The 24,749-nt window shown below is 68.2% G+C and carries 29 protein-coding genes; 12 read left to right on the top strand and 17 right to left on the bottom strand.

The annotated features are described in order from the left end of the window. The first annotated feature begins 98 nt into the window (after nt 1–98). Nucleotides 99–656: an SRPBCC family protein gene (locus JWP60_RS14385; protein WP_299792501.1), complete on the top strand. Its 558-nt coding sequence runs from the start codon at nt 99–101 to the stop codon at nt 654–656. A 68-nt stretch (nt 657–724) separates the two neighbouring features. Here the strand turns inward: JWP60_RS14385 and JWP60_RS14390 are convergent, their stop codons facing one another. Next, nucleotides 725–1,075, bottom strand: coding sequence for a nucleotide pyrophosphohydrolase (locus JWP60_RS14390; protein ID WP_299792504.1), 351 nt, complete (start codon nt 1,073–1,075; stop codon nt 725–727). Between the two features lie 103 nt (nt 1,076–1,178). Then, nucleotides 1,179–1,532 (bottom strand): DUF1428 domain-containing protein, encoded by a 354-nt coding sequence (locus JWP60_RS14395; RefSeq protein WP_299792507.1) that lies wholly within the window; start codon nt 1,530–1,532, stop codon nt 1,179–1,181. Between the two features lie 246 nt (nt 1,533–1,778). Between JWP60_RS14395 and JWP60_RS14400 the strand changes: the two genes are divergently transcribed. Continuing rightward, nucleotides 1,779–2,837, top strand: coding sequence for an alpha/beta hydrolase (locus JWP60_RS14400; RefSeq protein ID WP_299792510.1), 1,059 nt, complete (start codon nt 1,779–1,781; stop codon nt 2,835–2,837). Between the two features lie 61 nt (nt 2,838–2,898). On the opposite strand, the gene JWP60_RS14405 is transcribed toward JWP60_RS14400, so the two are convergent. Further along, nucleotides 2,899–3,204 (bottom strand): hypothetical protein, encoded by a 306-nt coding sequence (locus JWP60_RS14405; RefSeq protein WP_299792513.1) that lies wholly within the window; start codon nt 3,202–3,204, stop codon nt 2,899–2,901. Between the two features lie 245 nt (nt 3,205–3,449). Beyond that, nucleotides 3,450–4,199, bottom strand: a complete 750-nt coding sequence (modA, locus tag JWP60_RS14410; protein WP_299792516.1) for a molybdate ABC transporter substrate-binding protein — start codon at nt 4,197–4,199, stop codon at nt 3,450–3,452. Between the two features lie 146 nt (nt 4,200–4,345). On the opposite strand from modA, the gene JWP60_RS14415 reads away from it, so the two are divergent. The 3 genes from JWP60_RS14415 (at nt 4,346) to JWP60_RS14425 (ending at nt 7,761) form a co-directional block, all read left to right on the top strand. After that, nucleotides 4,346–5,791 carry a CYTH and CHAD domain-containing protein gene (locus tag JWP60_RS14415; RefSeq protein ID WP_299792519.1) on the top strand — a complete coding sequence of 482 codons (1,446 nt, stop codon included), beginning with the start codon at nt 4,346–4,348 and terminating at the stop codon, nt 5,789–5,791. A gap of 36 nt (nt 5,792–5,827) precedes the next feature. Then, the gene (ppx, locus tag JWP60_RS14420; protein WP_299792522.1) at nt 5,828–7,312 is read left to right on the top strand and encodes an exopolyphosphatase; all 1,485 of its coding nucleotides are present in this window, start codon (nt 5,828–5,830) and stop codon (nt 7,310–7,312) included. 71 nt (nt 7,313–7,383) lie between these two features. Next, nucleotides 7,384–7,761 (top strand): hypothetical protein, encoded by a 378-nt coding sequence (locus JWP60_RS14425; protein WP_299792525.1) that lies wholly within the window; start codon nt 7,384–7,386, stop codon nt 7,759–7,761. A gap of 123 nt (nt 7,762–7,884) precedes the next feature. On the opposite strand, the gene JWP60_RS14430 is transcribed toward JWP60_RS14425, so the two are convergent. The 3 genes from JWP60_RS14430 to pstS all read right to left on the bottom strand — a co-directional run bounded on the left by JWP60_RS14430 (nt 7,885) and on the right by pstS (nt 11,543). Continuing rightward, complete coding sequence (locus tag JWP60_RS14430) at nt 7,885–8,334, bottom strand: histidine phosphatase family protein (protein ID WP_299792528.1); 450 nt, start codon at nt 8,332–8,334, stop codon at nt 7,885–7,887. A gap of 2 nt (nt 8,335–8,336) precedes the next feature. After that, complete coding sequence (gene ppk1 / locus JWP60_RS14435) at nt 8,337–10,415, bottom strand: polyphosphate kinase 1 (RefSeq protein WP_299792531.1); 2,079 nt, start codon at nt 10,413–10,415, stop codon at nt 8,337–8,339. A 90-nt stretch (nt 10,416–10,505) separates the two neighbouring features. Beyond that, nucleotides 10,506–11,543: a phosphate ABC transporter substrate-binding protein PstS gene (gene pstS / locus JWP60_RS14440; protein ID WP_299792614.1), complete on the bottom strand. Its 1,038-nt coding sequence runs from the start codon at nt 11,541–11,543 to the stop codon at nt 10,506–10,508. 99 nt (nt 11,544–11,642) lie between these two features. Between pstS and JWP60_RS14445 the strand changes: the two genes are divergently transcribed. Further along, the gene (locus tag JWP60_RS14445; protein WP_363320851.1) at nt 11,643–12,497 is read left to right on the top strand and encodes a PPK2 family polyphosphate kinase; all 855 of its coding nucleotides are present in this window, start codon (nt 11,643–11,645) and stop codon (nt 12,495–12,497) included. A gap of 55 nt (nt 12,498–12,552) precedes the next feature. Here JWP60_RS14445 and JWP60_RS14450 read toward each other — a convergent pair whose 3' ends face one another. Continuing rightward, nucleotides 12,553–12,969 carry a response regulator gene (locus JWP60_RS14450; protein WP_299792536.1) on the bottom strand — a complete coding sequence of 139 codons (417 nt, stop codon included), beginning with the start codon at nt 12,967–12,969 and terminating at the stop codon, nt 12,553–12,555. A gap of 116 nt (nt 12,970–13,085) precedes the next feature. Here JWP60_RS14450 and JWP60_RS14455 point away from each other — a divergent pair, with 116 nt between their 5' ends. The 4 genes from JWP60_RS14455 to JWP60_RS14470 all read left to right on the top strand — a co-directional run bounded on the left by JWP60_RS14455 (nt 13,086) and on the right by JWP60_RS14470 (nt 16,518). Further along, a complete protein-coding gene (locus tag JWP60_RS14455) occupies nt 13,086–14,285 on the top strand; it encodes an MFS transporter (RefSeq protein WP_299792539.1) in 1,200 nt (399 codons plus the stop codon). Between the two features lie 428 nt (nt 14,286–14,713). Beyond that, nucleotides 14,714–15,301 (top strand): NnrU family protein, encoded by a 588-nt coding sequence (locus tag JWP60_RS14460; protein ID WP_299792543.1) that lies wholly within the window; start codon nt 14,714–14,716, stop codon nt 15,299–15,301. 129 nt (nt 15,302–15,430) lie between these two features. Continuing rightward, a complete protein-coding gene (locus JWP60_RS14465; RefSeq protein WP_299792546.1) occupies nt 15,431–16,249 on the top strand; it encodes an SDR family NAD(P)-dependent oxidoreductase in 819 nt (272 codons plus the stop codon). An 11-nt stretch (nt 16,250–16,260) separates the two neighbouring features. Further along, nucleotides 16,261–16,518: a hypothetical protein gene (locus tag JWP60_RS14470; RefSeq protein ID WP_299792549.1), complete on the top strand. Its 258-nt coding sequence runs from the start codon at nt 16,261–16,263 to the stop codon at nt 16,516–16,518. A gap of 41 nt (nt 16,519–16,559) precedes the next feature. Here the strand turns inward: JWP60_RS14470 and JWP60_RS14475 are convergent, their stop codons facing one another. Genes JWP60_RS14475 through minC form a run of 4 tightly spaced genes read right to left on the bottom strand, consistent with a single transcriptional unit; the run spans nt 16,560 to nt 18,941 of the window. Further along, on the bottom strand, nt 16,560–17,045 hold the full coding sequence (locus tag JWP60_RS14475) for an SRPBCC domain-containing protein (protein WP_299792552.1): 486 nt from the start codon (nt 17,043–17,045) through the stop codon (nt 16,560–16,562). A gap of 60 nt (nt 17,046–17,105) precedes the next feature. After that, on the bottom strand, nt 17,106–17,369 hold the full coding sequence (gene minE / locus JWP60_RS14480; protein WP_299792555.1) for a cell division topological specificity factor MinE: 264 nt from the start codon (nt 17,367–17,369) through the stop codon (nt 17,106–17,108). Between the two features lie 3 nt (nt 17,370–17,372). Next, nucleotides 17,373–18,188 carry a septum site-determining protein MinD gene (minD, locus tag JWP60_RS14485; RefSeq protein ID WP_299792558.1) on the bottom strand — a complete coding sequence of 272 codons (816 nt, stop codon included), beginning with the start codon at nt 18,186–18,188 and terminating at the stop codon, nt 17,373–17,375. Nucleotides 18,189–18,197: 9 nt separating this feature from the next. Then, nucleotides 18,198–18,941: a septum site-determining protein MinC gene (gene minC, locus JWP60_RS14490; RefSeq protein WP_299792561.1), complete on the bottom strand. Its 744-nt coding sequence runs from the start codon at nt 18,939–18,941 to the stop codon at nt 18,198–18,200. 173 nt (nt 18,942–19,114) lie between these two features. Here minC and JWP60_RS14495 point away from each other — a divergent pair, with 173 nt between their 5' ends. Next, the gene (locus JWP60_RS14495; protein ID WP_299792564.1) at nt 19,115–19,528 is read left to right on the top strand and encodes a hypothetical protein; all 414 of its coding nucleotides are present in this window, start codon (nt 19,115–19,117) and stop codon (nt 19,526–19,528) included. Here JWP60_RS14495 and JWP60_RS14500 read toward each other — a convergent pair. The 5 genes from JWP60_RS14500 to JWP60_RS14520 form a co-directional block, all read right to left on the bottom strand. Continuing rightward, nucleotides 19,424–20,035 carry a UdgX family uracil-DNA binding protein gene (locus JWP60_RS14500; protein WP_299792567.1) on the bottom strand — a complete coding sequence of 204 codons (612 nt, stop codon included), beginning with the start codon at nt 20,033–20,035 and terminating at the stop codon, nt 19,424–19,426. The two genes, JWP60_RS14495 and JWP60_RS14500, sit on opposite strands and share 105 nt — an antisense overlap. Further along, entirely contained in the window at nt 20,028–20,699 is a 672-nt protein-coding gene (locus JWP60_RS14505; protein WP_299792570.1) for a DUF4130 domain-containing protein, read from the bottom strand. The genes JWP60_RS14500 and JWP60_RS14505 overlap by 8 nt, the downstream gene beginning before the upstream one ends. A 187-nt stretch (nt 20,700–20,886) precedes the next feature. Beyond that, the gene (locus JWP60_RS14510; RefSeq protein WP_299792573.1) at nt 20,887–21,840 is read right to left on the bottom strand and encodes a lysylphosphatidylglycerol synthase domain-containing protein; all 954 of its coding nucleotides are present in this window, start codon (nt 21,838–21,840) and stop codon (nt 20,887–20,889) included. Further along, nucleotides 21,837–23,096: a cardiolipin synthase ClsB gene (clsB, locus tag JWP60_RS14515; protein WP_299792576.1), complete on the bottom strand. Its 1,260-nt coding sequence runs from the start codon at nt 23,094–23,096 to the stop codon at nt 21,837–21,839. The genes JWP60_RS14510 and clsB overlap by 4 nt, the downstream gene beginning before the upstream one ends. 7 nt (nt 23,097–23,103) lie before the next feature. Then, nucleotides 23,104–23,901 carry an endonuclease/exonuclease/phosphatase family protein gene (locus JWP60_RS14520; RefSeq protein WP_299792579.1) on the bottom strand — a complete coding sequence of 266 codons (798 nt, stop codon included), beginning with the start codon at nt 23,899–23,901 and terminating at the stop codon, nt 23,104–23,106. 248 nt (nt 23,902–24,149) lie between these two features. Here JWP60_RS14520 and JWP60_RS14525 point away from each other — a divergent pair, with 248 nt between their 5' ends. Then, entirely contained in the window at nt 24,150–24,701 is a 552-nt protein-coding gene (locus JWP60_RS14525; RefSeq protein ID WP_299792582.1) for an acyloxyacyl hydrolase, read from the top strand. Nucleotides 24,702–24,749 lie beyond the last annotated feature (48 nt).

Raw genomic sequence — 24,749 nt, forward strand, 5'->3', positions numbered from 1 at the left:
ATTTCCTACAAACGGCCGAGATGCGGGCGTGCCAAAGTGCCCGCCGTTCCCCGTGCTTTGCCGCAGGGCCCGTCAACCACATCGAGAGAGGACACACCATGCTTGGCAAGATCGCCACCGTTGCCGCCGTTGCCTATGGCGGCATGCTGCTGGCCAGGAACATGAACAAGGCTTCCGCCCGCGGCGGCCTCTCCGAGGTCGAGGCGACGTGCGAGGTGGACGTACCGGTGCGCACCGCGTACGACCAGTGGACCCAGTTCGAGGAGTTTCCTCGCTTCATGGGCAGTGTGCGGGAGGTCCGCCAGCTCGACGACGTGCACCTGCACTGGAGTGCCACGGTGGCCGGCAAGCCGAAGCAATGGGATGCCGAGATCACCGACCAGATCCCCGACCAGCGCATCGGCTGGCGCAGCACCAGCGGCCCGATGAACATGGGCGTGGTCACTTTCGACAAGATCGCCGAGGGGCGCACCCGCATCACGCTGCGCATGGTCTACGCACCTGACGGCCTGAACGAAAAGCTCGGCGACGCGCTAGGCGCGGTGAAGTTCGAGGCACAGCGCAATCTCGAGAACTTCAAGAAGATGATCGAGTCGACCGGCGAGCAGACCGGGGCGTGGCGGGGGACGGTGGAGGGTGGGGCGGTGCAGCATTGAGTGCGGGGCGGCACGGGCTGCGCTGCCGCAACCTGCTGCCGCACTGTCTCGGCCTTTCAACGACACGGCTACAGTTCGTCGTACTTCGTGCTGTTCCCGCGGGCAAGGTGAACCGGGTACTTCAATGCATTGGTCTTCAGCTTCGTCTGCGCCGCAGCGACGAGATCCACATCGAGAGCGTTGGAGAGCTGCAGCAAGTACAGCAGGACATCTGCCATTTCTGCCGCTACGGCGTCATGCCTGGCCGAATCGAGGCTGCGGCTTTGGTCCTCGGTAAGCCATTGGAAGTGCTCGAGCAGTTCCGCAGCTTCCACCACCAACGCGCAAGCGAGATTCTTCGGTGCGTGGAACTGCTGCCAGTCACGCTCGTTTGCGAACTGCTGTAGCTGCTGTGCGAGTTCTCGAAGCGAATCAGTCATGGGGACCATCCGACGGAAGCTCAGAGTTTCGCACGTGCTCAATGCTGGCAGCACCATTCCGCGCCGCCCCCGGTGATCGCGCCGGCGGCGGGCGCGTTCGCAATCACTCGTTCACGATCACCTGGAACCCCCCGTAGATCATCCTCTGCCCGTCGAACGGCATCGGATCCATTCCCTCCTTCAGGCGCGGATCGGCCATGGCCTTTTTCATCCCCTCGTCGCGAGCGGCGCGCGAGGGCCAGGCGATCCACGAGAACACCACCGTCTCGTCTTCCTTGCGCTGCACGGCCATCGGGAACGAGGTGACCTTGCCTTCGGGCACGTCGTCGCCCCAGCACTCGGTGACCGAGAGCGCGCCGTACTCCTTGAAGATCGCCGATGCGTTCTGCGCAACCCGGCGATAGGTTTCGCGATTGGCCGTGGGCACGGCGAGGACGAAGCCATCGATGTAGTTCATGGGAGCTCCTGGCAAAAGCGGTCGCGAAAGTGCGGCCTGACTGGTACGACGAACCGGCGCGGCCGAAATCGACACGCGCAGCGAAGTGGCAGGCACAAGCAATCCCGTAGCCGAGCCCTGTGGCAGCGCCCCACGGATGCTTGAGATAGCGGCAGCGCCGCACGCGTGCAACCTGCAGCTGGGGGATGGATGGTCTCGTGCATGGCCGGGGCCGGCCCTAAGCTGGCGCGCCTTCTGGAGGAATCCATGCCATCTGGTCCATCCATCCGCGCCGCGACCACGGTCGCGCTCCTGCTCGCGGCAACGGCCGTCTGTGCGCAGTCGGCGCCGCCGTCGTCGCGCGAGGTTCCCGCCAAGAGCATTCCGGTCCCGACCACCGTCAGCCCGCAATTGCAGCAGATCATTGCGCAGCCGCTGCGTTCGGGATGGGACACGCCGCCCACCACCCCGGAAGGCTGGAAGCAATTGGCGGAAACGACACGCACCAGCGCGCTGCCGAACGTGCAGGCGATGCGCGAGCGCCTGAAGGTGCGCGTGGAGCCCGGCACCCTGGGCGGCGTGCGGATCTACACCGTCACGCCCGAGAAGATCCAGCCGCGCAATCGCGATCGCGTGCTGGTGCAGGTGCACGGCGGCTGCTATGTGCTCAATCCCGCCGAGGCGGCCTTGCCCGAGGCGATGCTGATTTCCGCGATCGGCGGCTACCGCGTCATCGCCGTCGATTACCGGATGCCGCCGCAGGCCTATTTCCCCGGGGCACTCGACGACGCGATGGCGGTGTACCGCGCGGTGATCGCCAGGACGAAGCCGAAGCGCGTGGGTCTCATCGGCACGTCCGCAGGCGGCGCGCTGGTCCTGGAGATGGGGCTGCGCGCGCGGCAACTCGGTCTGCCCTTGCCGGGCGCCATGGCCTCCGGCACGCCGATGTCGGACAGCACGAAGGCGGGCGACACCTTCCAGACGAACGCGCGGGTCGACAACGTGCTGGTGTCACCCGACGGCTTCTGCGACGCGGCCGCCGCCTTCTATGCGAACGGCCACGACATGAAGGACCCGCTGATCTCGCCCGTGTATGGCGACATGAGCGGCTTTCCGCCGACCATCCTGACTTCGGGCACGCGCGACCTGTTATTGAGCAACACGGTGCGGGTGCATCGCAAGCTGCGCAACCTGGGGATCGACTCCTTCCTGCAGGTGTACGAAGGCCAGTCGCACGCGCAATACGGACGCGACGATCGCATCCCCGAAACGCAGGAAGCGTTTGGGGAGATCGCGCGGTTCTTCGATACGCACCTGGCGAGATAGGCAGCGCGGGGCGCCGCGCCCCCACCCTCCCCCGGACGGGGAGGGCGGGAGGACCGCGCAACTAGTCCATCGTCTCCACGTCGTTCTCCGAGGGCTGGATGTGGCCGGCTTCCACCAGCAGCAGCATCGCGTCCTCCAGCCGTTCGCGGGCGGCATTGCGCAGCCAGGCCGACTCGGCCAGCAGGTCCCGCGAGGGCGGGCCGCTGACGCCGCGCTCGTAGCGCTCCCAGGCGTCGGTCACGGCGCGCTGCAACAGGCGCGCCGCGGCGTCCACCTCCTTCCACGTGTCGTATGCGTCATCGATCCGATCGTTGATGCGGACCTCCCCGGGTCCGCGTTCCGGCGCCAGCGCCTGCGTGCTCCACATCCCTGCCTCCTTGTGTTCTGGTGGATGACAACGCAAACATCGGGCCCGCTCGATCGCGCAGGAGCGCGGGGGTTTTCACCGAATCCTGCGGGTGGTGGCGGGGAATGCCTGGGGACCGCTGGGTGAGATCGCCCAAATCCGGGGGAGCGGCGCAGGTGGCGCGCAGGCACGCGGTGCTGGCGGACCGCGTGCCCGTGAGCGTGCATGGAGGAGGCCGTCCGAGCTTGCGCGCTTGCCGCGCCGATTCAGAACTCGTAGCCGTAGCCGCGCAGGGTTGCCCGCGCCGCGTCGCTCTTGAGGTAATTCATGAGCGCCGCCGCGGCCGGATTGGCCTGGCCCGGTTTCAGCACGATCGCGTCCTGCCGCAAGGGGGAGTGCAGCCTGGCGGGGACGATCCAGGCCGAGCCCTTGGCGATCCTTCCATCGGCCATCACCTGCGCGAGCGCAACGAACGCCAGGGGCGCTGCGCCGGTCGCGGCGAACTGGAAGGCTTGGCCAATGTTCTCGCCCTGCACGATGTTCGGTTGCCACGCTTGCAGCACACCGAGCCTGGTCATCGCCTGCACCGCCGCCGCGCCATAGGGCGCGAGCTTCGGGTCGGCGATCGCCAGCTTGCCCGCAGGCGGCCGCGAGAGCACCTGGCCCTGCGGATCGACGGCGGCCGGATCCGCACTCCACAGCACGAGCCGCCCGGTGGCGTAGGTGAAGCGCGTGCCGGGGACACCCAGGCCTTCGCGCTCCAGTCGGGCGGGCGTCTCGTCGTCGGCCGCCAGCAGCACCTCGAAGGGCGCGCCGGAACGGATCTGCACGTGGAACTTGCCGGTGGAGCCGAGCGCGATCGATGCTTCATGCCCGGTGGCGCGCGCGAAGTCCCCGGCGATTTTCTGCATCGGCGCCGCCATGTTGGCGGCCACGGCAACGCGCACCTGGCCGGCCGCTGCCGACAGGGCCCACATCGCCAGCAACGCCACGCCTGCGGACCTCAGCATCGTCATCGCCACCTCGCTGTTTACCAATGGAAGAGGGCAAGTCTGCCACCCGCCGACAAGACGTGCATCCTTAGGGTGGCTTGCCGCAGGCAAGCCACCGTTTCCGGGCACGATGGCGGGACGCCCGCGGCAGCCCACCGACGGAGCCCGAAGTGACCGAATTCGAACTGAAATTCCAGGTGCCGCCCGAGCGCGTCGCCGAGCTGGAAGAGGCGCTGCGAGACGACACGGTCGCCAGCACGCGCCTGCGCGCCCGCTACTTCGATACGCCCGACCAGGCGCTGGCGGCCGCGGGGCTGGTGCTGCGCATCCGGCAGGAGGGCGACAGCTGGGTGCAGACCGCCAAGGGCCCGGGACGCGGTGGCTTCGAGCGGCTGGAGCACAACGTGCCGCTGGGCCCGGCCGGCGACGCACTGCCGCCCGAGATCGCGCGACACCGCGGCCATCCCGTGCACGACCTGCTGGTGACCGCGTTGCAGGCATCGGCGCATGACCTGCAGCCCACCTTCGAGACCGACGTCACGCGGCTGGCCCGCACGATCAGCGCGGGCGGCGCCTCGGTGGAGATCGCGCTCGATCGCGGCGAGGTCCGCGCGGGCGAGCGCACGCAGCAGGTGCAGGAGCTGGAACTCGAACTGAAGGAAGGCCCGCCGGCCGCGCTGATCGAGCTCGCCCGCAGCTGGTGCCGCAATCACGGACTGTGGCTGGATCCGCAATCGAAGTCCGCGCTCGGACGTCGCCTCGCCGAGGGTAACGAGGCGCCGCCGCCGGCAACGGCCCAGGCGGTGCACGCCAAGGCCCGCCAGCTGCTGCCCGCGATCTTCGATTCGGCGCTGCGGCAGATCCTCGCCAATGCCGGCGAGCTGGCCGCCGGCACCGGTGGCAATGGCCACGTGCACCAGTTGCGCATCGGCCTGCGACGTCTGCGCACGGGCTTGCGCGAGCTGCCGGTGGGCGCGCCGCCGGCTCCTGCGGTGGTGGCCGCCTTGCGCGAGCTGTTCCACCGGCTTGGCGAGCACCGTGATCGCGCGCTGCTGGTGCCGGCGTTGCTGCAGGAGCTGGAGACTGCGGGCCACTCGATCGCAGCGTGGCAGCCGGCGCTGCCCGATCCCGGCGCCGCCGTTCGCCATCCCGAGGTGCAGGACGCGCTGGTGACGCTGGCGGGATGGGCCCATGCGCTGCATGACAGCCAGGGCCGCGGCGCGAAAGAATTGCGCGCGCGGGCGGCCGAACGCCTGCGGGCGCTGCACGCGAGGATGGTTCATGCCGGTCGGCGCTTCGAGCAGTTGCGGCAGGAAGATCGGCACCTGGTGCGCAAGCGCCTGAAGCGCCAGCGCTATCTCGCGGAGCTGGTGCGCCCGCTCTACCGGGGGGCGGCGGTCGACGGCTATGTGCGAGCGCTCAAGGACCTGCAGGATGCGCTCGGCCGCTATCAGGATGCGGTCGCCGGACGGGCGCTGTTCGAAGAGCGCGCCGCGCAGGCGCCCGCCGCGTGGTTCGGCGCCGGCTGGCTGGCTGCGCGTGAGCAGCAACTCGCCCACGCGTGCGCCAAGGCCTGCCGCAAGGCGGCCCGCAAGGCCGATCCGTTCTGGCGTTGACACCACGCGGCAGCGCCCGCTGCTATGCTGGCCCGCATGCAAGAGGGCTCCCTGCTCGCCGCCGTCGATCTCGGCTCCAACAGCTTCCGGCTGGAGATCGGCCGCATGGAGTTCGGGCAGCTGCGCCGCGTCGAATACCTGAAGGAGACGGTGCGGCAGGGCAATGGCCTGGACGAAGCGCGCAACCTCACGCAGGAAGCGATGGAGCGCGGCTGGGCCTGCCTGGCGCGCTTTGCCGAGCGGCTCGCGGGCTTTGCGCCGGCACAGGTGCGCGCCGTGGCGACGCAGACGCTGCGCGAGGCACGCAACCGGGAAGTCTTCCTGGCGCGGGCCCGTCAGATCCTGGGTTTTGCCATCGACGTGATCTCGGGGCGCGAGGAAGCGCGGCTCATCTACCAGGGCGTCGCCCACCTGCTGCCGCAATCGGCCGAGCGCCGGCTGGTGGTGGACATCGGCGGCCGCTCCACCGAGCTGATCCTGGGGCAGCAATACGCAGCCGAGGTGACCGAGAGCTATCGCGTCGGCAGCGTGGCCTGGTCGATGAAGTTCTTTCCCGAAGGGCAGTTCAGCGCCGCCGCTTTCGAGCGCGCCTCGGTCGCGGCGCAGGCCGTGCTGGATGAAGCGCTGAGCGTCTATCCCCGCGATCGCTGGGACGTGGCCTACGGCTCGGCCGGCACCATAGGCGCGGTGGCGGACATCCTCGCGGCCAGCGGCATGGGCCAGGGCGTGGTCACGCGCCAGAGCCTGCAATGGCTCGAGTCGCAACTGCTGCAGGCGCGCAGTGCGGATCGGGTGCGCCTGCCCGGCCTGAAGGACGATCGCCGGCCCGTGATTGGTGGCGGCCTGAGCGTGCTGCGCGCGGTTTTCGAGCTGCTCCAGATCGAGACGATGCAGACCGCGCAGGGCGCGCTGCGCCATGGCGTGCTGTACGACATGCTCGATCGCGAACATGCCGATACCGACATGCGCACCAGCACGATCGAACGGCTGGCCAGCAAGTTCGAGACGGATGCGGCACAGGGTGCCCGCGTGGGCCGCGTCGCCGGCCTGCTGTTCGCGACGCTGTGCACCGGCTGCAGCGAGCACGAGCGGCAGGTGCGCGAGCGCGAGCTCGCCTGGGCCGCGCAGCTGCACGAGATCGGCACGCTGATTTCGCACAGCGACGCGCACAAGCACGGCGCCTACATCCTGGACCACGCGGATGCGCCCGGCTTCGCGCAAAACGAGCTGCATCGCCTGGGGCTGCTGGTGCTTGGCCACCGCGGCAAGCTGCGCAAGCTCGAGGCGGACTTCAGCGACACCGTGTTCCTGCAGCAGCTCGCCTGCCTGCGGCTCGCCGTGATCCTGTGCCACGCACGGCGCGAGCCGCAGTTGCAGGGGCTGGTCGTGTCCGGGGTGGGCCAGGCGATCTCGCTCACGCTGCCCGCCGACTGGGCGCAGGCTTATCCACAGTCGGCCCACCTGCTGCGCGAAGAGGTGGTGGCGTGGCAGAAGACGCCCTGGAGCTTCGCGCTGCACTGAGCGTCCGCTGCCGTTGAGAGAAACAGTATTACTGTTTATACTGTTTTCACGACACTCCGGAGGACTCTCCCATGGCCACTGCCAAGAACGCCATCGCCAAGCTGCCTGCGCCGAAAAAGGCCAAGGCAGCGGCCACACCCCATGATGCGGCCGCCGCCGCGGGCGCAAGCAAGGCCAAGCGCATCGCAAAGCCGGCCGCCGCCGCCAGCGACAAGGCGGACAAGCCGAAGAAAGCGAAGCTGGTGCGCGACAGCTTCACCATGCCCAAGGTCGAATACGCCGTGCTCGACGAACTCAAGCTGCGCGCCGCCAAGCTCGGACGGCCGACGAAGAAAAGCGAAGTGCTGCGCGCCGGCGTGCAGGCCCTGGCGGCCATGGGCGATGCGGCCTTCCTGGCGACGGTGAATGGGGTGCTGGCGATCAAGACCGGCAGGCCGGCGAACGAGTGATGTCGGCTGTGACTCCCTCCCCTCCCGGGGGAGGGTGGGGGTGGGGGCGCCCCCGGCGGGCGGTGTGATCCCGCAGCGCCCCCTCCCCAGCCCTCCCCCGGAAGGGGAGGGAGCAAAGGCAAACTACGCCGTCTCGGGCGATTGCACCGCCCACACCTGCAGCTCGCCTTCGCGCGCGCGCAGCCACCAGGCTTGGCCCTTGCGGATGCCGCAGTTCGTGTCCTGCAGGCGCAGCAGCTGTGCCAGCGTCTGGCCCAGCGTCGGCTGGTGCCCCACGATCATCACGGGATGCGGCGCGTCGGGCCACTGTGCCGCCTCCAGCACGGCGGCCGGCGCAGCACCTGGCGCGATGCGCTCGACGATGCGGAAGTCGCGGCCCAGCGCCAGCGCCGTCTGCTGGCAACGCAGGGCGGGGCTGCACAGGATCAAGGTGTCCCTGGGCAGTTGTGCATCCAGCCAGGCGCCCACGCGCGCCGCCTGCTTCTGGCCGGTTTTCGTGAGGGCGCGGTCAAGGTCGTCGAGGCCGTCACGTTCGTCTTCGGCCTCGGCGTGGCGCCAGAAAATCAGGTCCATGTTCACACCTCGTCTTCGCCCGGCGGGGCACCATAGCGTGCCATCAACAAGGCCTGCGCGCCATGGCCGCCCGGTTCCTCGGCCGCCTTCAGGCGCTTGTAGCTGCCGTCCGCCTGCAGGTCCCAGGCATCGCGGTCGTCGTCGAGGCAAGCCTTGAGGCATTCCTCCAGCACGCGCTGGCGCAGCTGCGCATCGAGCACCGGCCAGGCGAGTTCCACCCGGCGCAGCATGTTGCGGTTCATCCAGTCGGCGCTGGAGAGATAGAGCTTCTCCTCGTCGCCGGCGCGGAAATAGAACACCCGCGAGTGTTCCAGGAAGCGGCCGACGATGGAGCGCACGCGCACGTTCTCGCTCAGGCCCGGCACCTGCGGCGGCAGCATGCAGGCGCCGCGCACCAGAAGCTCGATGCGCGCACCACGTTTGCCGGCGCGTAGCAGCGCCTCGATCAGCATTTCGTCGGTCAGCGCATTCATCTTCAGCAGGATGCGCCCCTCGCGGCCCGCCGCGGCGGCATTGCCGACCTTGTCGATTTCGTCGACGAACTTGCGCTGCAGGTGGAAGGGCGCGGTCCACACATGGTTCAGGCGCGGCAGCTTGCTCTGCCCGGCCAGGTGCACGAACAGCGCCTCGATATCCGCCGTGAGTTCTGGGTCCGCCGTGAGATGGCTCACGTCGGTGTAGACACGCGCGGTGCGCGGGTTGTAGTTGCCGGTGGAGAGATGGGCATAGCGCACGAGCTCGGCGCCCTCGCGTCGCGTGATCAGCAGCATCTTCACGTGCGTCTTCAGGCCCACCACGCCGTACACCACCTGCGCGCCGACCGCCTCCAGCGACTCGGCCCAGTTGATGTTGGCCTCCTCGTCGAAGCGCGCCTTCAATTCGACCACGGCCGTGACCTCCTTGCCGCGGCCCACGGCTTCGCGCAGCAGTTCGACGACCTCCTGGTCATTGCCCGTGCGGTAGATGGTCTGCTTGATCGCCAGCACCTGCGGGTCGCGCACCGCCTCGCGCAGGAAGTCGAGCACCGCCTTGAAGCTCTCGAAGGGCTGGTGGATCAGCACGTCGCGCTTGCGCAGCTGGTCGAACATCGGCCGGCCCGGAACGAGATCGCGCGGATAGGACGGCGTATACACCGGGAACAGCAGCTTGGGCGCATCCACCAGCGCGATCATCTGCTGCAATCGCACCAGGTTGACCGGCCCGTGCACGCGATAGAGCGCCTCGGGCGGCAGGGCGAACTGCGTCAGCAGGAAGCCGGACAGAAATTCGGAACAGCCGGCCGACACCTCCAGCCGCACGGCCTGCCCGTAGTGCCGCTGCTGCAGCCCCAGGCGCAGCGCGGTGCGCAGGTTGCGCACATCCTCTTCGCCCACGGCCAGCTCGGAGTGTCGCGTCAGGCGGAATTGCGAGAACGCACCGACCTCGCGCCCCGGGAACAGTGCGTCGAGGTGCGCGCGGATCACGCTGGACAGCGCAACGAACAGCTGGCGCTTGCCTGCCACCTTGGCCGGCATCGCGATGATCCGCGGCAACACGCGCGGCACCTTGACGATGGCGATCTCGTTCTCGCGGCCGAAGGCGTCCTTGCCCGCCAGCCGCACGATGAAGTTGAGCGACTTGTTGGCCACCAGCGGAAAGGGATGCGCCGGATCGAGCGCGATGGGCACCAGCAGCGGCCGCACCTCGCGCTCGAAGTACTCGTCCACCCACGCCTTCTGCGCCGCATTGCGCTCGCCGTGCGAGACGACGCCGATGCCCTGCTTCTCCAGCGCGGGCATCAGGTCGTCGTTGTAGAGGGCGTATTGCCGCTCCACCAGTTTGTGCGCGACCACCGCCAGCTTTTCGAAGCTGCGCAGCGTGTACGGACCCTTCACATGACCGGCAACTGCGGCGGTCAGGTGTTCGGCCGTGCGGACCTCGAAGAACTCGTCGAGGTTGGAGGAGACGATGGTGAGAAAGCGCAGCCGCTCCAGCAGGGGCACCGTGGAACGGCGCGCCCAGTCGAGCACCCGCTCGTTGAAAGCGAGGATGCTGTGGTCGCGGTCGAGGAGGGTCAGCACCGTGGGCGCGGCGTCGCACATGGAGAGATGGGGGAGTGACGATACCGCGGCCGTGCGCGGATGGGGTGTGCCTAGGGTGGGTTGCCGAAGGCAACCCACCCTAAGAGGAACTCAGCGGAACGCCAGCACCTTGCCCGACGCGTCCTTGATCTGCGCCGTCCAGAGCTTCTCGATCTGGCCCTTCACGGCGCCGGGCATAGGCACGTAGTCCAGGTCGCCGGCCGTCTTGTCGCCGTTCTGGTAGGCCCAGTTGAAGAACTTGAGCGTGGCCGCGGCCTGCACCGGCTTGTCCTGCGCCTTGTGCATCAGGATGAAAGTCGCGCCGGTGAGGGGCCACGCCTTCTCGCCGGCCTGGTTGGTCAGGATCTGATAGAAGCTGTGGCTCCAGTCCGCGCCCGCAGCTGCCGCGGAAAAGGCGGTCTCGTCCGGAGCGACGAAGCGGCCGGCCGCGTTCTGCATCAGCGCGTAGTTCATCTTGTTCTGCTTCACGTACGCGTACTCGACGTAGCCGATCGCGTTGGGCAGTCGGCCGACGAAAGCGGCGACGCCTTCGTTGCCCTTGCCGCCCGCACCCACCGGCCAGTTGACCGCGGTGCCTTCACCGACCTTGGCCTTCCACTCGGCGTTCACCTTGGAGAGATAGTTGGTGAAGATGAAGCTGGTGCCGGAACCGTCGGCGCGGCGCACCGGCGTGATGGCCGCATCGGGCAGCGCCAGGCTGGGGTTCAGGGCCTTGATCGCCGGATCGGACCACCTGGTGATCTTGCCGAGATAGATATCGCCCAGCACCTGGCCATTCAGGCGCAACTGGCCCGGGGCCACACCGTGGATGTTGACGACGGGGATGACGCCGCCGATCACGGTGGGGAACTGCACCAGGCCCTTCTGCGCCAGTTCCTCGTCCTTCAGCGGCATGTCGCTCGCCCCGAAGTCCACGGTCTTGGCGTCGATCTGCTTGATGCCGGCGCCCGAGCCGACCGACTGGTAGTTCACGCGCACGCCGGTGGCCTTGTTGTAATCGGCGGCCCACTTGGCATACAGCGGCGCGGGGAAGCTCGCGCCGGCGCCGGTGACATCCTGGGCGCTGGCAGCGCCGGCCGCGGCGAAGGCAAACAGGGGAATGGCGAGGGTGCGAAGCGCGAAGTTCATGGTGGTTCTCTTCATGGGATGTGCAGGACTGTAGGGAACGCATGTGACGCTCGCGTGACAACGGCCCCGCTCGCGCGCGCGCCGCCCTACACTGAACCCGTGGCACACCGCTTGAAGAAGGAGGAGGCGCAGCAGAAGGCCCTGCCCTGGGCGCAGTGGCGCCTGTCGGCGCCCGATCCAGCGTTCTCGCTGGCGGCTCTGGACCCCGGGGCCAAGCCCTTTTCGCTGGGCAGCAAGACGGCGGACCGTGAGCAGCTCGATGCGCTGGCGCTTGAACTCGACGCCCTGCAGGAACTCTTCTACGCCGACCACCGCCACAAGCTGCTGGTCGTGCTGCAAGGGCTCGACACCAGCGGCAAGGACGGCACGCTGCGCGCCGTGTTCGGGCGCATGAGTCCGATCGGCGTGCGCACGGCCGCCTGGGGCGTGCCCAGCCAGAACGAGCGGGCCCACGATTTCCTCTGGCGCATCCATGCGCAGGTGCCCGCGGCCGGCGAGATCGTCGGCTTCAATCGCAGCCACTACGAGGACGTGCTGGTGCCCGTGGTCGAAGGGCAGATCGATGCAGAGCAGACCGCGCGCCGCCATGCGCAGATCAACGACTTCGAACGCCTGCTCACCGAGTCCGGGACCGTGGTGCTCAAGTTCCTGCTGCACATCTCGGCCGACGAGCAGCGCAAGCGCCTGCAGCAGCGCATCGACGACCCGACCAAGCGCTGGAAATTCCAGGCCGGCGATCTCGCCGTGCGGCTGAAGTGGGACGCGTACCAGCAGGCGTACCAGGCCGCGGTGGCCGCTACCGCGACCCCATGGGCGCCGTGGACCATCGTGCCTGCGGACTCCAAGACGCACCGCAACCTGATGGTCGCCCTGGCGGTGCGCGAAGCGTTGCAAGGCCTGGCGCTGCGCTACCCCGACGAGGATCCGTCGCTGCGCGATCTCAAGGTGGTGTGAGCAGGTCGGGCCGGCGTGCCCCGCCGAAGCCGGGCGTGTGCACCAGCGTCCAGGCTCAGGGCGCGGCCGCGAGTTCCTCCAGCAGTGCCTCCAGCTGTGGCAGGCCGTACGGCTTGGGCAGGTTCCAGCTGCGCAGGCCCGCGGGCAAGCCGGTGGGCGCTCCGTAGCCGGAGCAGAAGACCACCTTCAGCCCGGGCTGGCGCTCGGCCATGCGCGCGGCCAGCTCGAGGCCGCTGCGCCCGGGCAAGGTGATGTCGGTGATCAGCACGTCGAAGGGTTCGCGCTCCAGCATGGCCTCGGCCGATTCGGCATCGACCGCGCCTTGCGCGTTGGCGCCCAGCAGGTCGAGCAGTTGCAGCGAGGTTTCGCGCAGGTCCTCCTGGTCTTCCACGAGCAGGATGCGCAGGGACTGCGCAGCACCGGCGGGAGCGGAAGCGGACACCGGCGCACTGCGTGGAAGGTCGGGGTTCATGCGAAGACCAGGAGGCAAGCTGGCCAGTCTGCATGAGGCTGAACGGCGACTCCGTAGGACGGGAACGCGCCCCCCGCCACGGACTGCCCGGCGGCGGCGCTATGCTGCCCATCAGCATGAATTCGCCCTCCGCTGCTTCTCCGCTGCCGGCCTCCAACTCCATCTGGACCGCCTTCCTTCCCCTCCTGCCCCTGATGCTGACCGTGTTCGTCGGCTTCCTGGCCATGGGCATCGCCTTGCCGGTGGTGCCACGCCACGTGCACGACGTGCTGGGACAGGGCACGGTGGTGGTCGGCCTGGTGATGGGCAGCCAGTACATCTCCTCCGTCCTGGGGCGCATGGGCGCGGGGGGGCTGACCGACACGCGCGGTCCGCGCCGCGCCGCGCTGGCAGGACTGGTGGCCGCGTGCGGCGTCGGCATCACATACCTCGCGTGCGTGCCCTTCACGGATTCGCCGCGCGTGGCGCTGGCGCTGCTGGTGGCAGCGCGCCTGCTGACCGGGATCACCGAGAGCTTCATCATCACGTCGACGATGGCCTGGGGGCTCGTGCGCGTGGGCCCCGCCCATGCCGGCAAGGTGTTCGGGTGGATGGGCGTCGCGCTGTTCGGGGGCTTTGCCGCCGGCGCACCGCTGGGCACCGCGCTTTATGCCCGATTCGGATTTGCCGGCGTGGCGGTGGCCGTCTCGTTGACGGCCGCCGCCAATCTCGTGGGCACCAGCTTCATGCGCGGCGTTACCCCCAGCACGCTGCCGCGGCTGCCGTTCTACCGGGTGCTGCACGTGGTGAAGCTGCCGGGGCTCGGCCTCACGCTGTGCTCGGTCGGCTACGCAATGATCGCCGCCTTCGCGGTGCTGCTGTTCGGGCAGCGCGGCTGGGGCGGTGGCGCGCTGGCCGTGACCTTCATGGGCCTGGGCTTCATTGCCGGACGCCTGCTGTTCGGGCACCTGCCGGACCAGGTCGGCGGCGCGCGCGTGGCGCTGTACTGCGTGCTGGTCGAAGCCGTGGGCCTGGCGCTGATCTGGGCGGCGCCGCATCCGGCCTGGGCCTGGGCCGGCGCGGCCCTGGGCGGTGGCGGCTATGGACTGGGCTTCCAGGGCTTCGGGCTCGAGGCGGTACGCCGGGCGCCACCGCAAAGCCGCGGCTCCGCCATGGGCGCCTACGTGATCTTCCAGGACATCGCCATGGGCCTGGCGCCGCCGCTGGGCGGTCTGCTCGCGGACACGGCCGGCCTGGGCGCCGTCTACCTGGCCGCCGCCTTCGGCGCGCTGGGAGCCGCTGGCGTTGCGGCGACGCTGGTGCGCAAGGCGGCCTGACCGCGCGCCCTGGCGCGCGCGTGCCCGACTCGGGCCGCTGGCGCAAGCGCTTTTCGCCTCTGTGGCACCGGAACAACCCGCCGCCGGCGGGCGGAAATTTTTTTCGCCGCACAAGCCTGTGGACGGTTCTGGCACAACCTTGACCTTATCCACACCCGCGGGCCCCGCGCGCACTTTGTCCAAGTTTCGCGCGCACCGGCAAACACGGCTGCCCACAGTGGTATCCCCGGCGCAGGTGCCTGATGCCGCAAGGGCAAAGGCAGGTTGTCCACAGCGGCGGGCGGTCCTTATCTACTACAACTATCTTTGAGAAAGAACTTCCTAGGAACAGCCGCGAACAGCCAGCGCACCCCGGCGTGCCGCCCGCTTGGGTCTGGCGCGCCGATGCCGCAGAATTCGCCGCTGGCAACGACAAGGGATTTTTCGCAATGGTGACGCTCGCCCTCGGGCTGATGCTCTTTCTCGGCGTGCATTCGCTGCGCGTGTTCGCCGAGCCCTGGCGGGCCGCGACCATTGCGGCCGTGGGCGAGAAGCCGTGGAAGGGCGTGTTCTCGCTGGTGTCGCTGGCGGGTTTCGTGCTGATCGTGGTGGGCTTTCGGCTGTTTCGCGAAAGCCCGGTGGTGCTGTGGCCGCAGCCACCCGTGTGGACGCACCACGTCGCCGCGCTGCTGGTGCTCGTTGCCTTCGTGTTGCTGGCCGCGGCCTACGTGCCGGGCAACGAGATTCGTGCGCGGCTGCACCACCCGATGGTGCTCGGCGTCCAGGCATGGGCCCTGGCGCACCTGATCGCCAACAACACGCTGGCCGACGCGATGCTGTTCGGCGCCTTCCTCGCCTGGTCCGTGCTCGACTTGCGTAGCGCCCGTCGCCGCGACCGTGCGGCCCACACGGTGTACCCGCCGGGCCGGCGATCACGCACCGTGCTCACGGTGGTGATCGGCGTGCTGGCCTGGGCCGTGTTCGCGTTCTGGCTGCATCGCGTGCTGATCGGGGTGGCACCCATGCACACGGTGTAGCCGATCGCGCCCCAGCGCAGAGGCAGCCGCGCATTCCCTAGAAAGCATCACAGGAAGCTAGGACCTGTCCGACAGCGTAGCCGGCGAGCGCTTCCCAGAATGGTCTGCACTGCTGTTTGGAGATCAACCATGGATGAACTCAAGGCGAAGCGGCCGCTTGCCGTCGTGACCGGTGCCTCGTCGGGCATCGGCTACCACCTCGCGCGCTGTGCCGCGGAACATGGCTACGACCTGCTCGTGGCCGCTGATACCCCGCTGGCCGACGCGGTGGGTGACTTCGAGTCGCTTGGCGCGTCGGCGCAGGCCGTGCAATGCGACCTCGCCACCACCGAGGGCGTGATGCACCTGATCCAGGCGATCGGCGATCGCGAGGTGGAGGCGCTGATGGCCAATGCCGGCCACGGCCTCGGCGGCTCCTTCCTGTCGCAGGACTTCCAGGACATCCTGCACGTGATCAACACCAACATCACGGGCACGCTGAACCTGATCCAGCACGTGGCGCGCGGCATGGTGGCCAGGGCTGGCGGACGCATCCTGATCACGGGCTCGATCGCCGGCTTCCAGCCTGGCAGTTTCCAGGCGGTCTACAACGGCAGCAAGGCGTTCATCGATTCCTTCGCGCTGGCACTGCGCAACGAACTCAAGGGCACCGAGGTGACGGTCAGTTGCCTGATGCCAGGCGCCACGGACACGGAGTTCTTCCAGCGCGCAGGCATGGAGACCACGAAGATCGCCAACGATCCCAAGATGATGATGGAGCCCGAAGAGGTCGCGAAGATCGGCTTCCAGGCCATGCTCAAGGGCGAGGCCGACGTCGTCGCCGGCTTCAAGAACAAGCTGCAGGTTGCCATGAGCAAGGTCATGCCGGCGCAGGCGGCGGCGCAGTTGCACCGCAAGCTGGCCGAGCCCGGCACGACCGAGCCCACCCTGCAAAAAGACGAACGTTAAGGAGTGCGACGATGACGCATCGCTACAAGAACCGTCCCGAAGACCAGCAGGCCGGCAACTCCGGCAAGGTGGAGAACGACAGCAACAAGGTGGGCAACCAGAAGCCGACGCAGTCGAACGAAGGCCAGCGCACGCCGCAAAGCCGCCACGATCGCGAGGATCACATCGGCAACAACCAGGTGAAGGTTCGCCGGGGATCGACGCAGGGCACGTCGTCCGGGCAGCCGCCCATGCGCTCGGCGCGCGGGCAGGTCAAGAAGGGGATGTAAGGCCGCTTGCGGGCCGCCCAGGGCGGCTCGCAGGGCTGTGGCTAGAGGCTGATGCCGATGCGGCGCGGGAACAGCTCGCGTTCCATCAGTTGCAGCATGGTCGTCCAGCCCTTGCGGCTGTTTTCCTCGGCGGCGCGTGCCTGGTCCGGGGTGCCCATGTCGTGGGTCAGCGTCAGCTCGCAGGACTGCGGACCGATTGGCGTGACCTCCACGGTCACCCGGGTGGTGTCCTCGGTATACGTGAGCACCGTCAGATCGAAGACCAGCCGGCGCGGCCGCTCGATCTCCAGGTACTTGCCCATGTGGACGACGTCGAAGACGCTCTCGTCGCCATCGGCGGTGGGGCGGCGATCGGTGACGGTGAAGCCGCCGCCGACCTCCGGGGTGATCATGCATTGCATGACGTTGCCGGTGCGCGTGCGAAAGAGGAAGCGCGAAGCCTGGGCCGGATTCAGCCAGGCATCGAACACGCGCTCAGCCGGCGCGCTATAGCGGTGCGCGACGTGAATGATGACGGGACTACTCATCCGTAATTTATCTCTTGACAGACGCTTCGTGTCAATCCTGTCAACCCTGACAGGTGTGACTTATCGTGCGTCCGGCAGCTCGATCTTGACTTCCAGCACCTCGAAATTGTCCTGTTTCTGGATGTCGACCTTGAGGTGGGCCGGATCGATCTTCACGTACTTGCTGATGACGGCGATCAGATCCCGCTGCAAGGCGGGCAGGTAATCGGGCGAGAGGCCCGGATTGCGCCCGCTGCGCTCGTGCGCCAGGATGATCTGCAGCCGCTCCTTGGCGACGCTGGCGGTCTTTTTCTTCTCCCCCAGCAGGAAGGATAGGAGCGACATCTCTTACTTCCTTCCGAACAGGCGCTTGAGCAGGCTGGCCTTTTGCGGGTCGACGAAACGCAACGGTCGGTCCTCGCCCAGGAAGCGTGCGACGACATCCTGGTAGGCCTCGCTGACGTCGCTGCCCTTCATGTGGATGGCCGGCGTGCCCTGGTTGGAGGCCTGCAGCACCGACTCGCTTTCCGGGATCACGCCGATCAGGGGGATGCGCAGGATGTCCTGGATGTCCTCCAGCGACAGCATGTGGCCGGCGTCGACCCGGTTCGGGTTGTAGCGCGTGATCAGCAGGTGTTCCTTGATCGGTTCCTTGCCGTCGATCGCGCGCTTGGTCTTGCTCGAAAGCATGCCGAGGATGCGGTCGGAGTCGCGCACCGAGGAGACCTCGGGGTTGGTCACCACCAGCGCCTCGTCGGCGAAGTGCATTGCCATCAGTGCGCCGGTCTCGATGCCGGCGGGCGAGTCGCACACGATGTACTCGAAGCCCATGGCGGCCAGGTCGTTGAGCACGCGCTCGACGCCTTCCTTGGTCAGGGCTTCCTTGTCGCGCGTCTGGGAAGCGGCCAGCACCGAGAGGCTGTCGTTGTGCTTGTCCTTGATCAGGGCCTGGTTGAGGGTGGCCTCGCCGTGGATCACGTTGACGAAGTCGTAGACCACCCGCCGCTCGCAGCCCATGATCAGGTCCAGGTTGCGCAGGCCGACGTCGAAGTCGATCACGGCGGTCTTCTGCCCGCGCAGGGCCAGGCCGCTGGCGAAGCTGGCGCTGGTGGTGGTCTTGCCGACCCCGCCCTTGCCGGAGGTGACGACGATGATCTTGGCCATGGAGTTCCTTCAGGTGTTCAGCGGCGTCATCACCAGCTTGTCGTCCGCCAGGCGGATCTGGGCTGGCTTGCCGTGCAATGAGTCGGGCAGCGGGTTCTCGCTGGTGCGGTAGACGCCGGCAATGGAGACCAGCTCGGGCTCCAGGCACAGCGTCAGGATGCGGGCCTCGGCATCGCCGCGCGCGCCGGCAATCGCCTTGCCGCGCAGCGGTGCATAGACGTGGATATGGCCATCGGCGATGACCTCGGCGCCCGGATTGACCATGGCCAGCACCACCAGGTCGCGTCCACGCGCGTAGACCTGCTGGCCGGAGCGCAGCGGGCGGTCGATCACCAGGGCGGTGGTGGGTGGCGCGAGTTGCGGACCAGGCGCAGCCTGGACGGGCTGCGGCTGTTGCTCCCTCTCCCTCTGGGAGAGGGTGGGGGTGAGGGCATCCGGGGCCGGGGCAAGGCCGGCAGCGAGTGCCGCTGCCATCTGCTCCTCGCTCCCCCCCTTCACCGCCACCGGCATCACCCGATACGGCCTCAGCAAGGCAAGCAAGCGCGCGAAATCGACCTCCGCACCGGCGACAGCCGCCAGGTCCACGACCAGTGGATCGTGGTCGAAGAAGTCGGGAATGTCGCCGAAGCGCGCCTGCAGTTCCTGCGCCAGCAACTGCAGATCGGGCGACTTCAGCAGCAGCGCCACCAACGGCAGGTTGGCGCTCTTGATCTCGAACGTGGCAGGCGCGCGTCCTGCAAGGGCAACAGTCATCGATGGGGCATGGAAAGCGCGGGCAGTTTAGCAGTGGGCCGTCACTCTTTCGCATGCATCCGATGAATGCGTGGGGTTGCCGGCACGCTCCTACAGCAGGTGTTGCCCCCGTCCCGGCGCATCGAAGCGCGGCCCGGGCCCACACTGAATGCATTGGCCGCAAGGAGCTTGTCATGCATTCCAGACACCATTTCACCCATTGGCTCGGCGTCGCGCTGGTCGCGGGTTTGGCCCTGGTCGCCCTTGATGCGGTGGCCCAGCCGCCCAATCACGAGATGAGCCCCAATGCGCAGGCCGTGTTCCAGGGCCGGCCGCTGATGGCCGGTGCCCAGGCCGGTCTCGGTGCGCAGGCCGGCCCGGCGCAGGGCGGCATCGGCCTGCAAGGCTCCGATGGCGCTGGCCTCAGCCTGCGCCGGCCCCAGGTGATCGAGCAGCAAATGAGCCCGCTGCCGCCGGTTGCCTGCGCCGATGTGCCGCGCACTTCAGCGAGCGAACAGCCGCTGTGCCTGCCGCAGGTCAGCGACGAACGCTTCGAACGCCGGCTCGCGATCCTCGGCATCGACGCGCAGCAGCGCGGACGGATGTAGCGTCACCAGCACCTCGCGGCCGTCCGGCCGCGGCAGCCACTGGCCGCGGTTGACCATGACCGGCACGGCGCGGCCGATCAGGGAGCGCGCCGCGCTGGCGCCCAGCGCCACCAGCGCAGCGGGCTTGACCAGCGCGATCTCGTCTTCCAGCCAGTGCTGGCAGGCGGAGATCTCACGCTGGCTCGGGCTCTTGTGGATGCGGCGCTTGCCGCGCAGTTCGTACTTGAAGTGCTTGACCGCGTTGGAGACGTAGGTCTGCTCTTGCGGAATCCCCGCGGCCGCCAGCGCGCGCGCCAGCAGCTTGCCCGCCGGGCCGATGAAGGGATGGCCCGCCAGGTCCTCCTGGTCGCCGGGCTGCTCGCCCACCAGCATCAGCCTGGCTTTGAGCTTGCCCTCGCCGATCACCGACTGGGTGGCGAACTCGCCGATCGGGCACTCTCGGCAGGCCATCGTGGCCGCCTTGAGTGCGTCCAGCGAGGTGATGCGCGAGAGCGGTGTCTCAGGCATGCCCGGCGGAACTGCCGAACACCTGCTCGTAGCACGCGAGCCACTGCGCATCGGTGCCCTCGGGACCGGGCAACTTCGCGACCGGAATGCCGGGTCCGAACAGCAGCGCCCCGCCGTCGCAGCGCATGCTGCGCTCGGGCGTGAAGATCGCCCAACGCGCGGCGGGCAGGCGCTTGGCGAGCCAGGGCGCCACCGCTTCGACGACGTGGTGCGCGGGCTCGTAGCAGCCGACCTGGATCTCCTCGCCCTGCGCATCGCGCAATGCACGCAGCCGCAGGTTGGCCTTCATCTTGTGCAGGTCGCGCCGCACGGCATGGGCCATGTGCTGCGCCTGCAGCATGTCGGCATCCAGGGGATCGTTGCGCAGGTTCGGCTCGTGCACCAGGCGCCAGAGCAGCCGATACAGCAGGCCGAAGCGGGCCGCGTCTCGGTGCAGCACCACGAATTCGCACAGGCGCGTGAACGAGGCCGGCACGATGGCGGTGGCGGCGCGGGCGACGTTGCGCGGCCGGCTCGATTGCGGCGATTGCGGGTCGTCGTACAGGTCGGCGGGCGCATCGAGGTGCCATTGCACCTCCTCGGGCGGCACCTGGTGGGCGAGCAACTGCCGGGCTTCCGAGCGGAATCCTGCAAGATCGGTCTGCCCAGCCAGCTTCACTTCCATCTCGGAACCACGATGCATCATGTGAGCCCTCGCACCCCAGGCTGGCCGGGCCGGATACTGCTGGCAGGCCCGGGGCCGCGGACCGGGTGGCTAGCCGCGGCGAACACGGGCGGGAAATCGGTGTGGATAGCCATCGCCCATTCTGGCGAGGACTTGGTCCGGTGGGGGTTCACGGTATGCAATTGCATCAGGTCGCCGTGACGGTTTTCCGGCGGGTCCGCATTTCGACCTTCATGTACAGCAGCGCACCCACCAGCAAGGGGGTGAGATAGAACAGCGCGCGGAAGGCCAGCAGGGCGCCGAGCAGCTGGTGCTCGGGGATGCGATGCGACAGCAGGGCGATGAACACGGCTTCGGTGACACCCAGCCCCGCGGGCACGTGCAGCATCACGCCAGCCATCGCGGCGATCAGCATCACCGAGAGCACGGTGGGATAGTCCACCTGGCCCTGCAGCAGCGCCCAGGGCACGGCGGCCATCATCATCCAGTGGGTGCACGAGATGCAGAACTGGGCCAGGGCCATGCGCAGGGTCGGCAGTTCGACGTCGTGGCCGCGCACGTTCCAGCTGCGCTGGCGCGCGAAGCCGCACAGCCCGGTGTAGATCACCGCGACGGACAACAGGCCCACGCCCACCAGCCGCAGTTCCTCGTTGTCGATGCCCCAGCGCGCGGGCAGCTCCAGCGGCGCAATGGTGAACACCAGGCCGGCCAGCAGGATGTAGCCGATCCAGTTGGTGATCAGCGCCAGCGTGACGATCCGCGTGATGCTGCCGTAGCGGACGTCGTGATTGCCGTACAGCCGGTAGCGCAGGCCGATGCCGCCCACCAGCGATCCGAGGTTCAAGTTAAACGCGTAGCTGATGAAGCTCACCAGCATCACCTGGCGCTTGCCCATGTGAAGGCCGGTGTAGTTGCGCCCGACCAGGTCCATCAGGCTGTAGACCAGGTGGCTGACCGCCGCGAAGCCCAGCGCCGCGAGCAGCACCGGCCGCGGCAACTGCAGGACACTTTCCTTCACGCGCGACCAGTCCACCGTGCGGGCATAACGCACCAGCAGCCCCACCACGACCAGCAGGAACAAGGTGCCGCCGACCTTCTTGATCAGGGGCAGGCGCGGGTGCTGCAGCAGCTTGCGGATCACGCCTTCTCCTTGCCGCCGGCAAAGGCGGGAGCCATGGACTTGGCCGACGAGGCGGAGGCCGCGGCGGGCACCAGTCGGGGCACGTGGCGCGGCAGCCATTGCGCCCAGCGTGGGTAGCGGCGGATGAAGTGGTAGGCCAGGAAGCTTTGCACCAGCGGCCAACCCTTGAGTTTGCCCAGCGTCTGCTCGGTGACTTCGCTGCAGGCACGGACCATCAGCTGTTCGAGGTTGGCGCTCAGCGTTTCGTTGAAGCCGCGGTCGCGAATGATCACGTTCGCCTCGAGGTTGAAGGAGAGGCTCATCGGATCGAGGTTGCTGGAGCCCACGGTAGCCCACTCGCCATCCACGACCGCCACCTTGCCGTGCAAGGGGCGCTCGCAGTACTCATAGATCTTCACGCCGGCGCGCAGCAGGTGGTGGTACAGCATGCCGGATGCGGTCTTCACCCAGGCCATGTCGGGCTGGCCCTGCAGGATCAGGCGAACGTCGACACCGCGCCGCGCAGCGCGCTTCAACTCCTTGATGAAGCGGTAGCCGGGGAAGAAGTAGGCGTTGGCGATGACGATGCGCTTCCTGGCCGTGCGGATGGCGAGCCGGTAGTGGCGCTCGATGTCGTCCATGTGGCGGCGGTTGTCACGCACCACGAACAGCGCGTCGGCCGTGCCGGCGCGCGGCAGTTGCTGCGCGCTGCCGCGAAACTGCTTGCGCCAGCGCCACCACTGGCGCTGCTCGCGCATGTGGCGGTGGCCTTCGGCCAACGAGGCGTGGCAGAAGCGATGGATCTCGGCCACCAGCGGACCGTGGATCTCCACGGCGTAATCCTGCTTGCCCACGGGCCCGAAGTCCCGCAGGTGGTCGGCCGAATAATTGATGCCACCGACGAAGGCCAGCTCGCCGTCGACCACCACGATCTTGCGGTGCATGCGCCGCAGCAGGTGCGGCCGCAGCCCGAACGGCCGCGGGCCTGGGTTGAAGGCATGCACCCGCACGCCTGCCGCCCGCAGCGTGCCCAGGTATTCTTCCGAGAGGTCGGGCGAGCCCCAGTCGTCGACGGTGATGTCCACCTGCGCACCGCGCCGGGCCGCGGCGAGCAGCGCTGCGTGCAGTTGCAGGCCGACCTTGTCCTCGAACAGGATGAAGGTCTCGACGATGACCTCCCGCCGCGCGTTGGCGATGCTGGCGAACACGCGCGGAAAGAATTCCTCGCCGTTGTCCAGCAGGGTGAAGTCGTTGCCCGGGATCCAGCGTCTTTCCATGGTGTCCTCAGAGATGGATCTCCGCCACCAGCGGCGCGTGGTCCGAGAGGTGCGACCAGGGACGGCGCGGCAGCACCACCGGCAGGTGCACCGAGCAGTTGCGCACGTAGATGCGGTCCAGCGAGAGCAGCGGGAAGATGGCAGGGAAGGTCTTGGCCGGCTCGCCGTAGGCGGTGACGAAGATCTCGCGCAGCCCGGCCTCGTTCCAGAGGATGTCGTTGGCGCGCCGGCGCCAGTCGTTGAAGTCGCCAGCCACGATCAAGGGAGCATCCGCCGGGACCTCGGTGTGCGTGATCTGGCACAGCAGGTCGAGCTGCTGCTGGCGGTGCGTCTCGGCCAGGCCCAGGTGGACGCAGATCACGTGCACGTCGCGCTGGAAGCCGGGCACCTGGAGCACGCAATGCAGCAGGCCGCGCTTCTCGGGGCCGGCAATGGACACGTCATGGTTCTGGTGGTGGGTGATCGCGAACTTGGACATCACCGCATTGCCGTGGTGTCCTTTCGGATAGACCATGTTGCGGCCGTAGGCGAACTGCGGCCAGATGCTTTCGGCCAGGAACTCGTACTGCCCCATCTCCGGCCAGTCCTCGATCTTCTTGCCGTGCTCGTCGTGCGTGCCCAGCACCTCCTGCATGAACACCACGTCGGCGCCCACCTTGCGCACCGCGTCGCGCAGCTCGGGCAGGATGAACTTGCGGTTGAAGGTCGTGAACCCCTTGTGGATGTTCACGGTCATCACCGTCAGCTGCGGAGTGGTCTCGGTCTGCTGCCGCTCCGGGGTCATGGGCTGGCTCAGATCGGTCATCGTGGCGCCTCGGCTTCTTCGTTCTGGTGGGACACTTCTTGTAAATGCCCAGCTGGAGCGCAGGAGTAGGACGCAAGGCCAAGATCTTGTGGCCGGCGTCGGGTCGCGGCATGGGGGGATGCCGATGCGGCGATCCGTGCGGGCGCCGCCACCGCGTGCCGCGGCAGGCACCCCGGCGGTCGCGTTTCGATGCACACTTCGCAGCCGATGCTGAGGCAGCCCGCCGCCAGCCTCTCCCACCCACGCCGATGAGAACAACAACGACCCTCCTGCGTCTGTGCGCTGCCGGTGCGCTGGTCACCTGCGCCTCCCTTGCCCATGCCGTCGACTGGCGCCCCGACGCGGTCGTGCTCGAGGCAGGCGTCGGCCGCAACGGCAACGCCCTGGCGGGCGCCGGCCTGTCCTGGGACTGGAGCTGGCACCGGAACGCGGGCGCGGCGGAGCTGTCCGCGCGCACCGAGCTGCTGCTCAACGAATGGCGCGCCGACGACTTCGGCGGCGGCCACCAGAACTTCACGCAGATCGTGCTGCTGCCCACCTTGCGGATGCAGATGGCGCAGGGGCGCTCGCCCTGGTTCCTGGAGCTGGGCGTCGGCGCCAGCTACATGGATCCGCTGTACGTCACGCCGGACAGACAGTTCAGCACGCGCTTCAACTTCTACGACGTGCTGGGCGTCGGCTATCGGCTCGGTGCCGACCGTGAAGTGGGCCTGCGCCTGAACCACGTCTCCAATGCCGGCATCAAGAAGCCGAACCCGGGTGAGGAATTCCTGCAGCTGCAGTTCGTGCAGCGCTTCTGAGCTGCGCGGACGCCGCGGCGGCGCTCCAGCGCAACCGCGGCCATGAAA

The organism is Ramlibacter sp. (genome assembly GCF_028291745.1).
Classification (GTDB): domain Bacteria; phylum Pseudomonadota; class Gammaproteobacteria; order Burkholderiales; family Burkholderiaceae_C; genus Ramlibacter.

Coding starts and splice junctions, on each gene's coding strand:
- JWP60_RS14400 (WP_299792510.1), top strand. CDS start 1,779: ATGCCATCTGGTCCATCCATCCGCGCCGCGACCACGGTCGCGCTCCTG.
- JWP60_RS14500 (WP_299792567.1), bottom strand. CDS start 20,035: ATGCCTGAGACACCGCTCTCGCGCATCACCTCGCTGGACGCACTCAAG.
- JWP60_RS14425 (WP_299792525.1), top strand. CDS start 7,384: ATGGCCACTGCCAAGAACGCCATCGCCAAGCTGCCTGCGCCGAAAAAG.
- JWP60_RS14520 (WP_299792579.1), bottom strand. CDS start 23,901: ATGACCGATCTGAGCCAGCCCATGACCCCGGAGCGGCAGCAGACCGAG.
- minD (WP_299792558.1), bottom strand. CDS start 18,188: ATGGCCAAGATCATCGTCGTCACCTCCGGCAAGGGCGGGGTCGGCAAG.
- JWP60_RS14460 (WP_299792543.1), top strand. CDS start 14,714: ATGGTGACGCTCGCCCTCGGGCTGATGCTCTTTCTCGGCGTGCATTCG.
- JWP60_RS14390 (WP_299792504.1), bottom strand. CDS start 1,075: ATGACTGATTCGCTTCGAGAACTCGCACAGCAGCTACAGCAGTTCGCA.
- JWP60_RS14395 (WP_299792507.1), bottom strand. CDS start 1,532: ATGAACTACATCGATGGCTTCGTCCTCGCCGTGCCCACGGCCAATCGC.
- pstS (WP_299792614.1), bottom strand. CDS start 11,543: ATGAACTTCGCGCTTCGCACCCTCGCCATTCCCCTGTTTGCCTTCGCC.
- JWP60_RS14430 (WP_299792528.1), bottom strand. CDS start 8,334: ATGGACCTGATTTTCTGGCGCCACGCCGAGGCCGAAGACGAACGTGAC.
- JWP60_RS14525 (WP_299792582.1), top strand. CDS start 24,150: ATGAGAACAACAACGACCCTCCTGCGTCTGTGCGCTGCCGGTGCGCTG.
- JWP60_RS14385 (WP_299792501.1), top strand. CDS start 99: ATGCTTGGCAAGATCGCCACCGTTGCCGCCGTTGCCTATGGCGGCATG.
- JWP60_RS14505 (WP_299792570.1), bottom strand. CDS start 20,699: ATGGAAGTGAAGCTGGCTGGGCAGACCGATCTTGCAGGATTCCGCTCG.
- JWP60_RS14465 (WP_299792546.1), top strand. CDS start 15,431: ATGGATGAACTCAAGGCGAAGCGGCCGCTTGCCGTCGTGACCGGTGCC.
- JWP60_RS14455 (WP_299792539.1), top strand. CDS start 13,086: ATGAATTCGCCCTCCGCTGCTTCTCCGCTGCCGGCCTCCAACTCCATC.
- JWP60_RS14470 (WP_299792549.1), top strand. CDS start 16,261: ATGACGCATCGCTACAAGAACCGTCCCGAAGACCAGCAGGCCGGCAAC.
- JWP60_RS14405 (WP_299792513.1), bottom strand. CDS start 3,204: ATGTGGAGCACGCAGGCGCTGGCGCCGGAACGCGGACCCGGGGAGGTC.
- clsB (WP_299792576.1), bottom strand. CDS start 23,096: ATGGAAAGACGCTGGATCCCGGGCAACGACTTCACCCTGCTGGACAAC.
- JWP60_RS14495 (WP_299792564.1), top strand. CDS start 19,115: ATGCATTCCAGACACCATTTCACCCATTGGCTCGGCGTCGCGCTGGTC.
- modA (WP_299792516.1), bottom strand. CDS start 4,199: ATGACGATGCTGAGGTCCGCAGGCGTGGCGTTGCTGGCGATGTGGGCC.
- minC (WP_299792561.1), bottom strand. CDS start 18,941: ATGACTGTTGCCCTTGCAGGACGCGCGCCTGCCACGTTCGAGATCAAG.
- minE (WP_299792555.1), bottom strand. CDS start 17,369: ATGTCGCTCCTATCCTTCCTGCTGGGGGAGAAGAAAAAGACCGCCAGC.
- JWP60_RS14475 (WP_299792552.1), bottom strand. CDS start 17,045: ATGAGTAGTCCCGTCATCATTCACGTCGCGCACCGCTATAGCGCGCCG.
- ppk1 (WP_299792531.1), bottom strand. CDS start 10,415: ATGTGCGACGCCGCGCCCACGGTGCTGACCCTCCTCGACCGCGACCAC.
- JWP60_RS14450 (WP_299792536.1), bottom strand. CDS start 12,969: ATGAACCCCGACCTTCCACGCAGTGCGCCGGTGTCCGCTTCCGCTCCC.
- ppx (WP_299792522.1), top strand. CDS start 5,828: ATGCAAGAGGGCTCCCTGCTCGCCGCCGTCGATCTCGGCTCCAACAGC.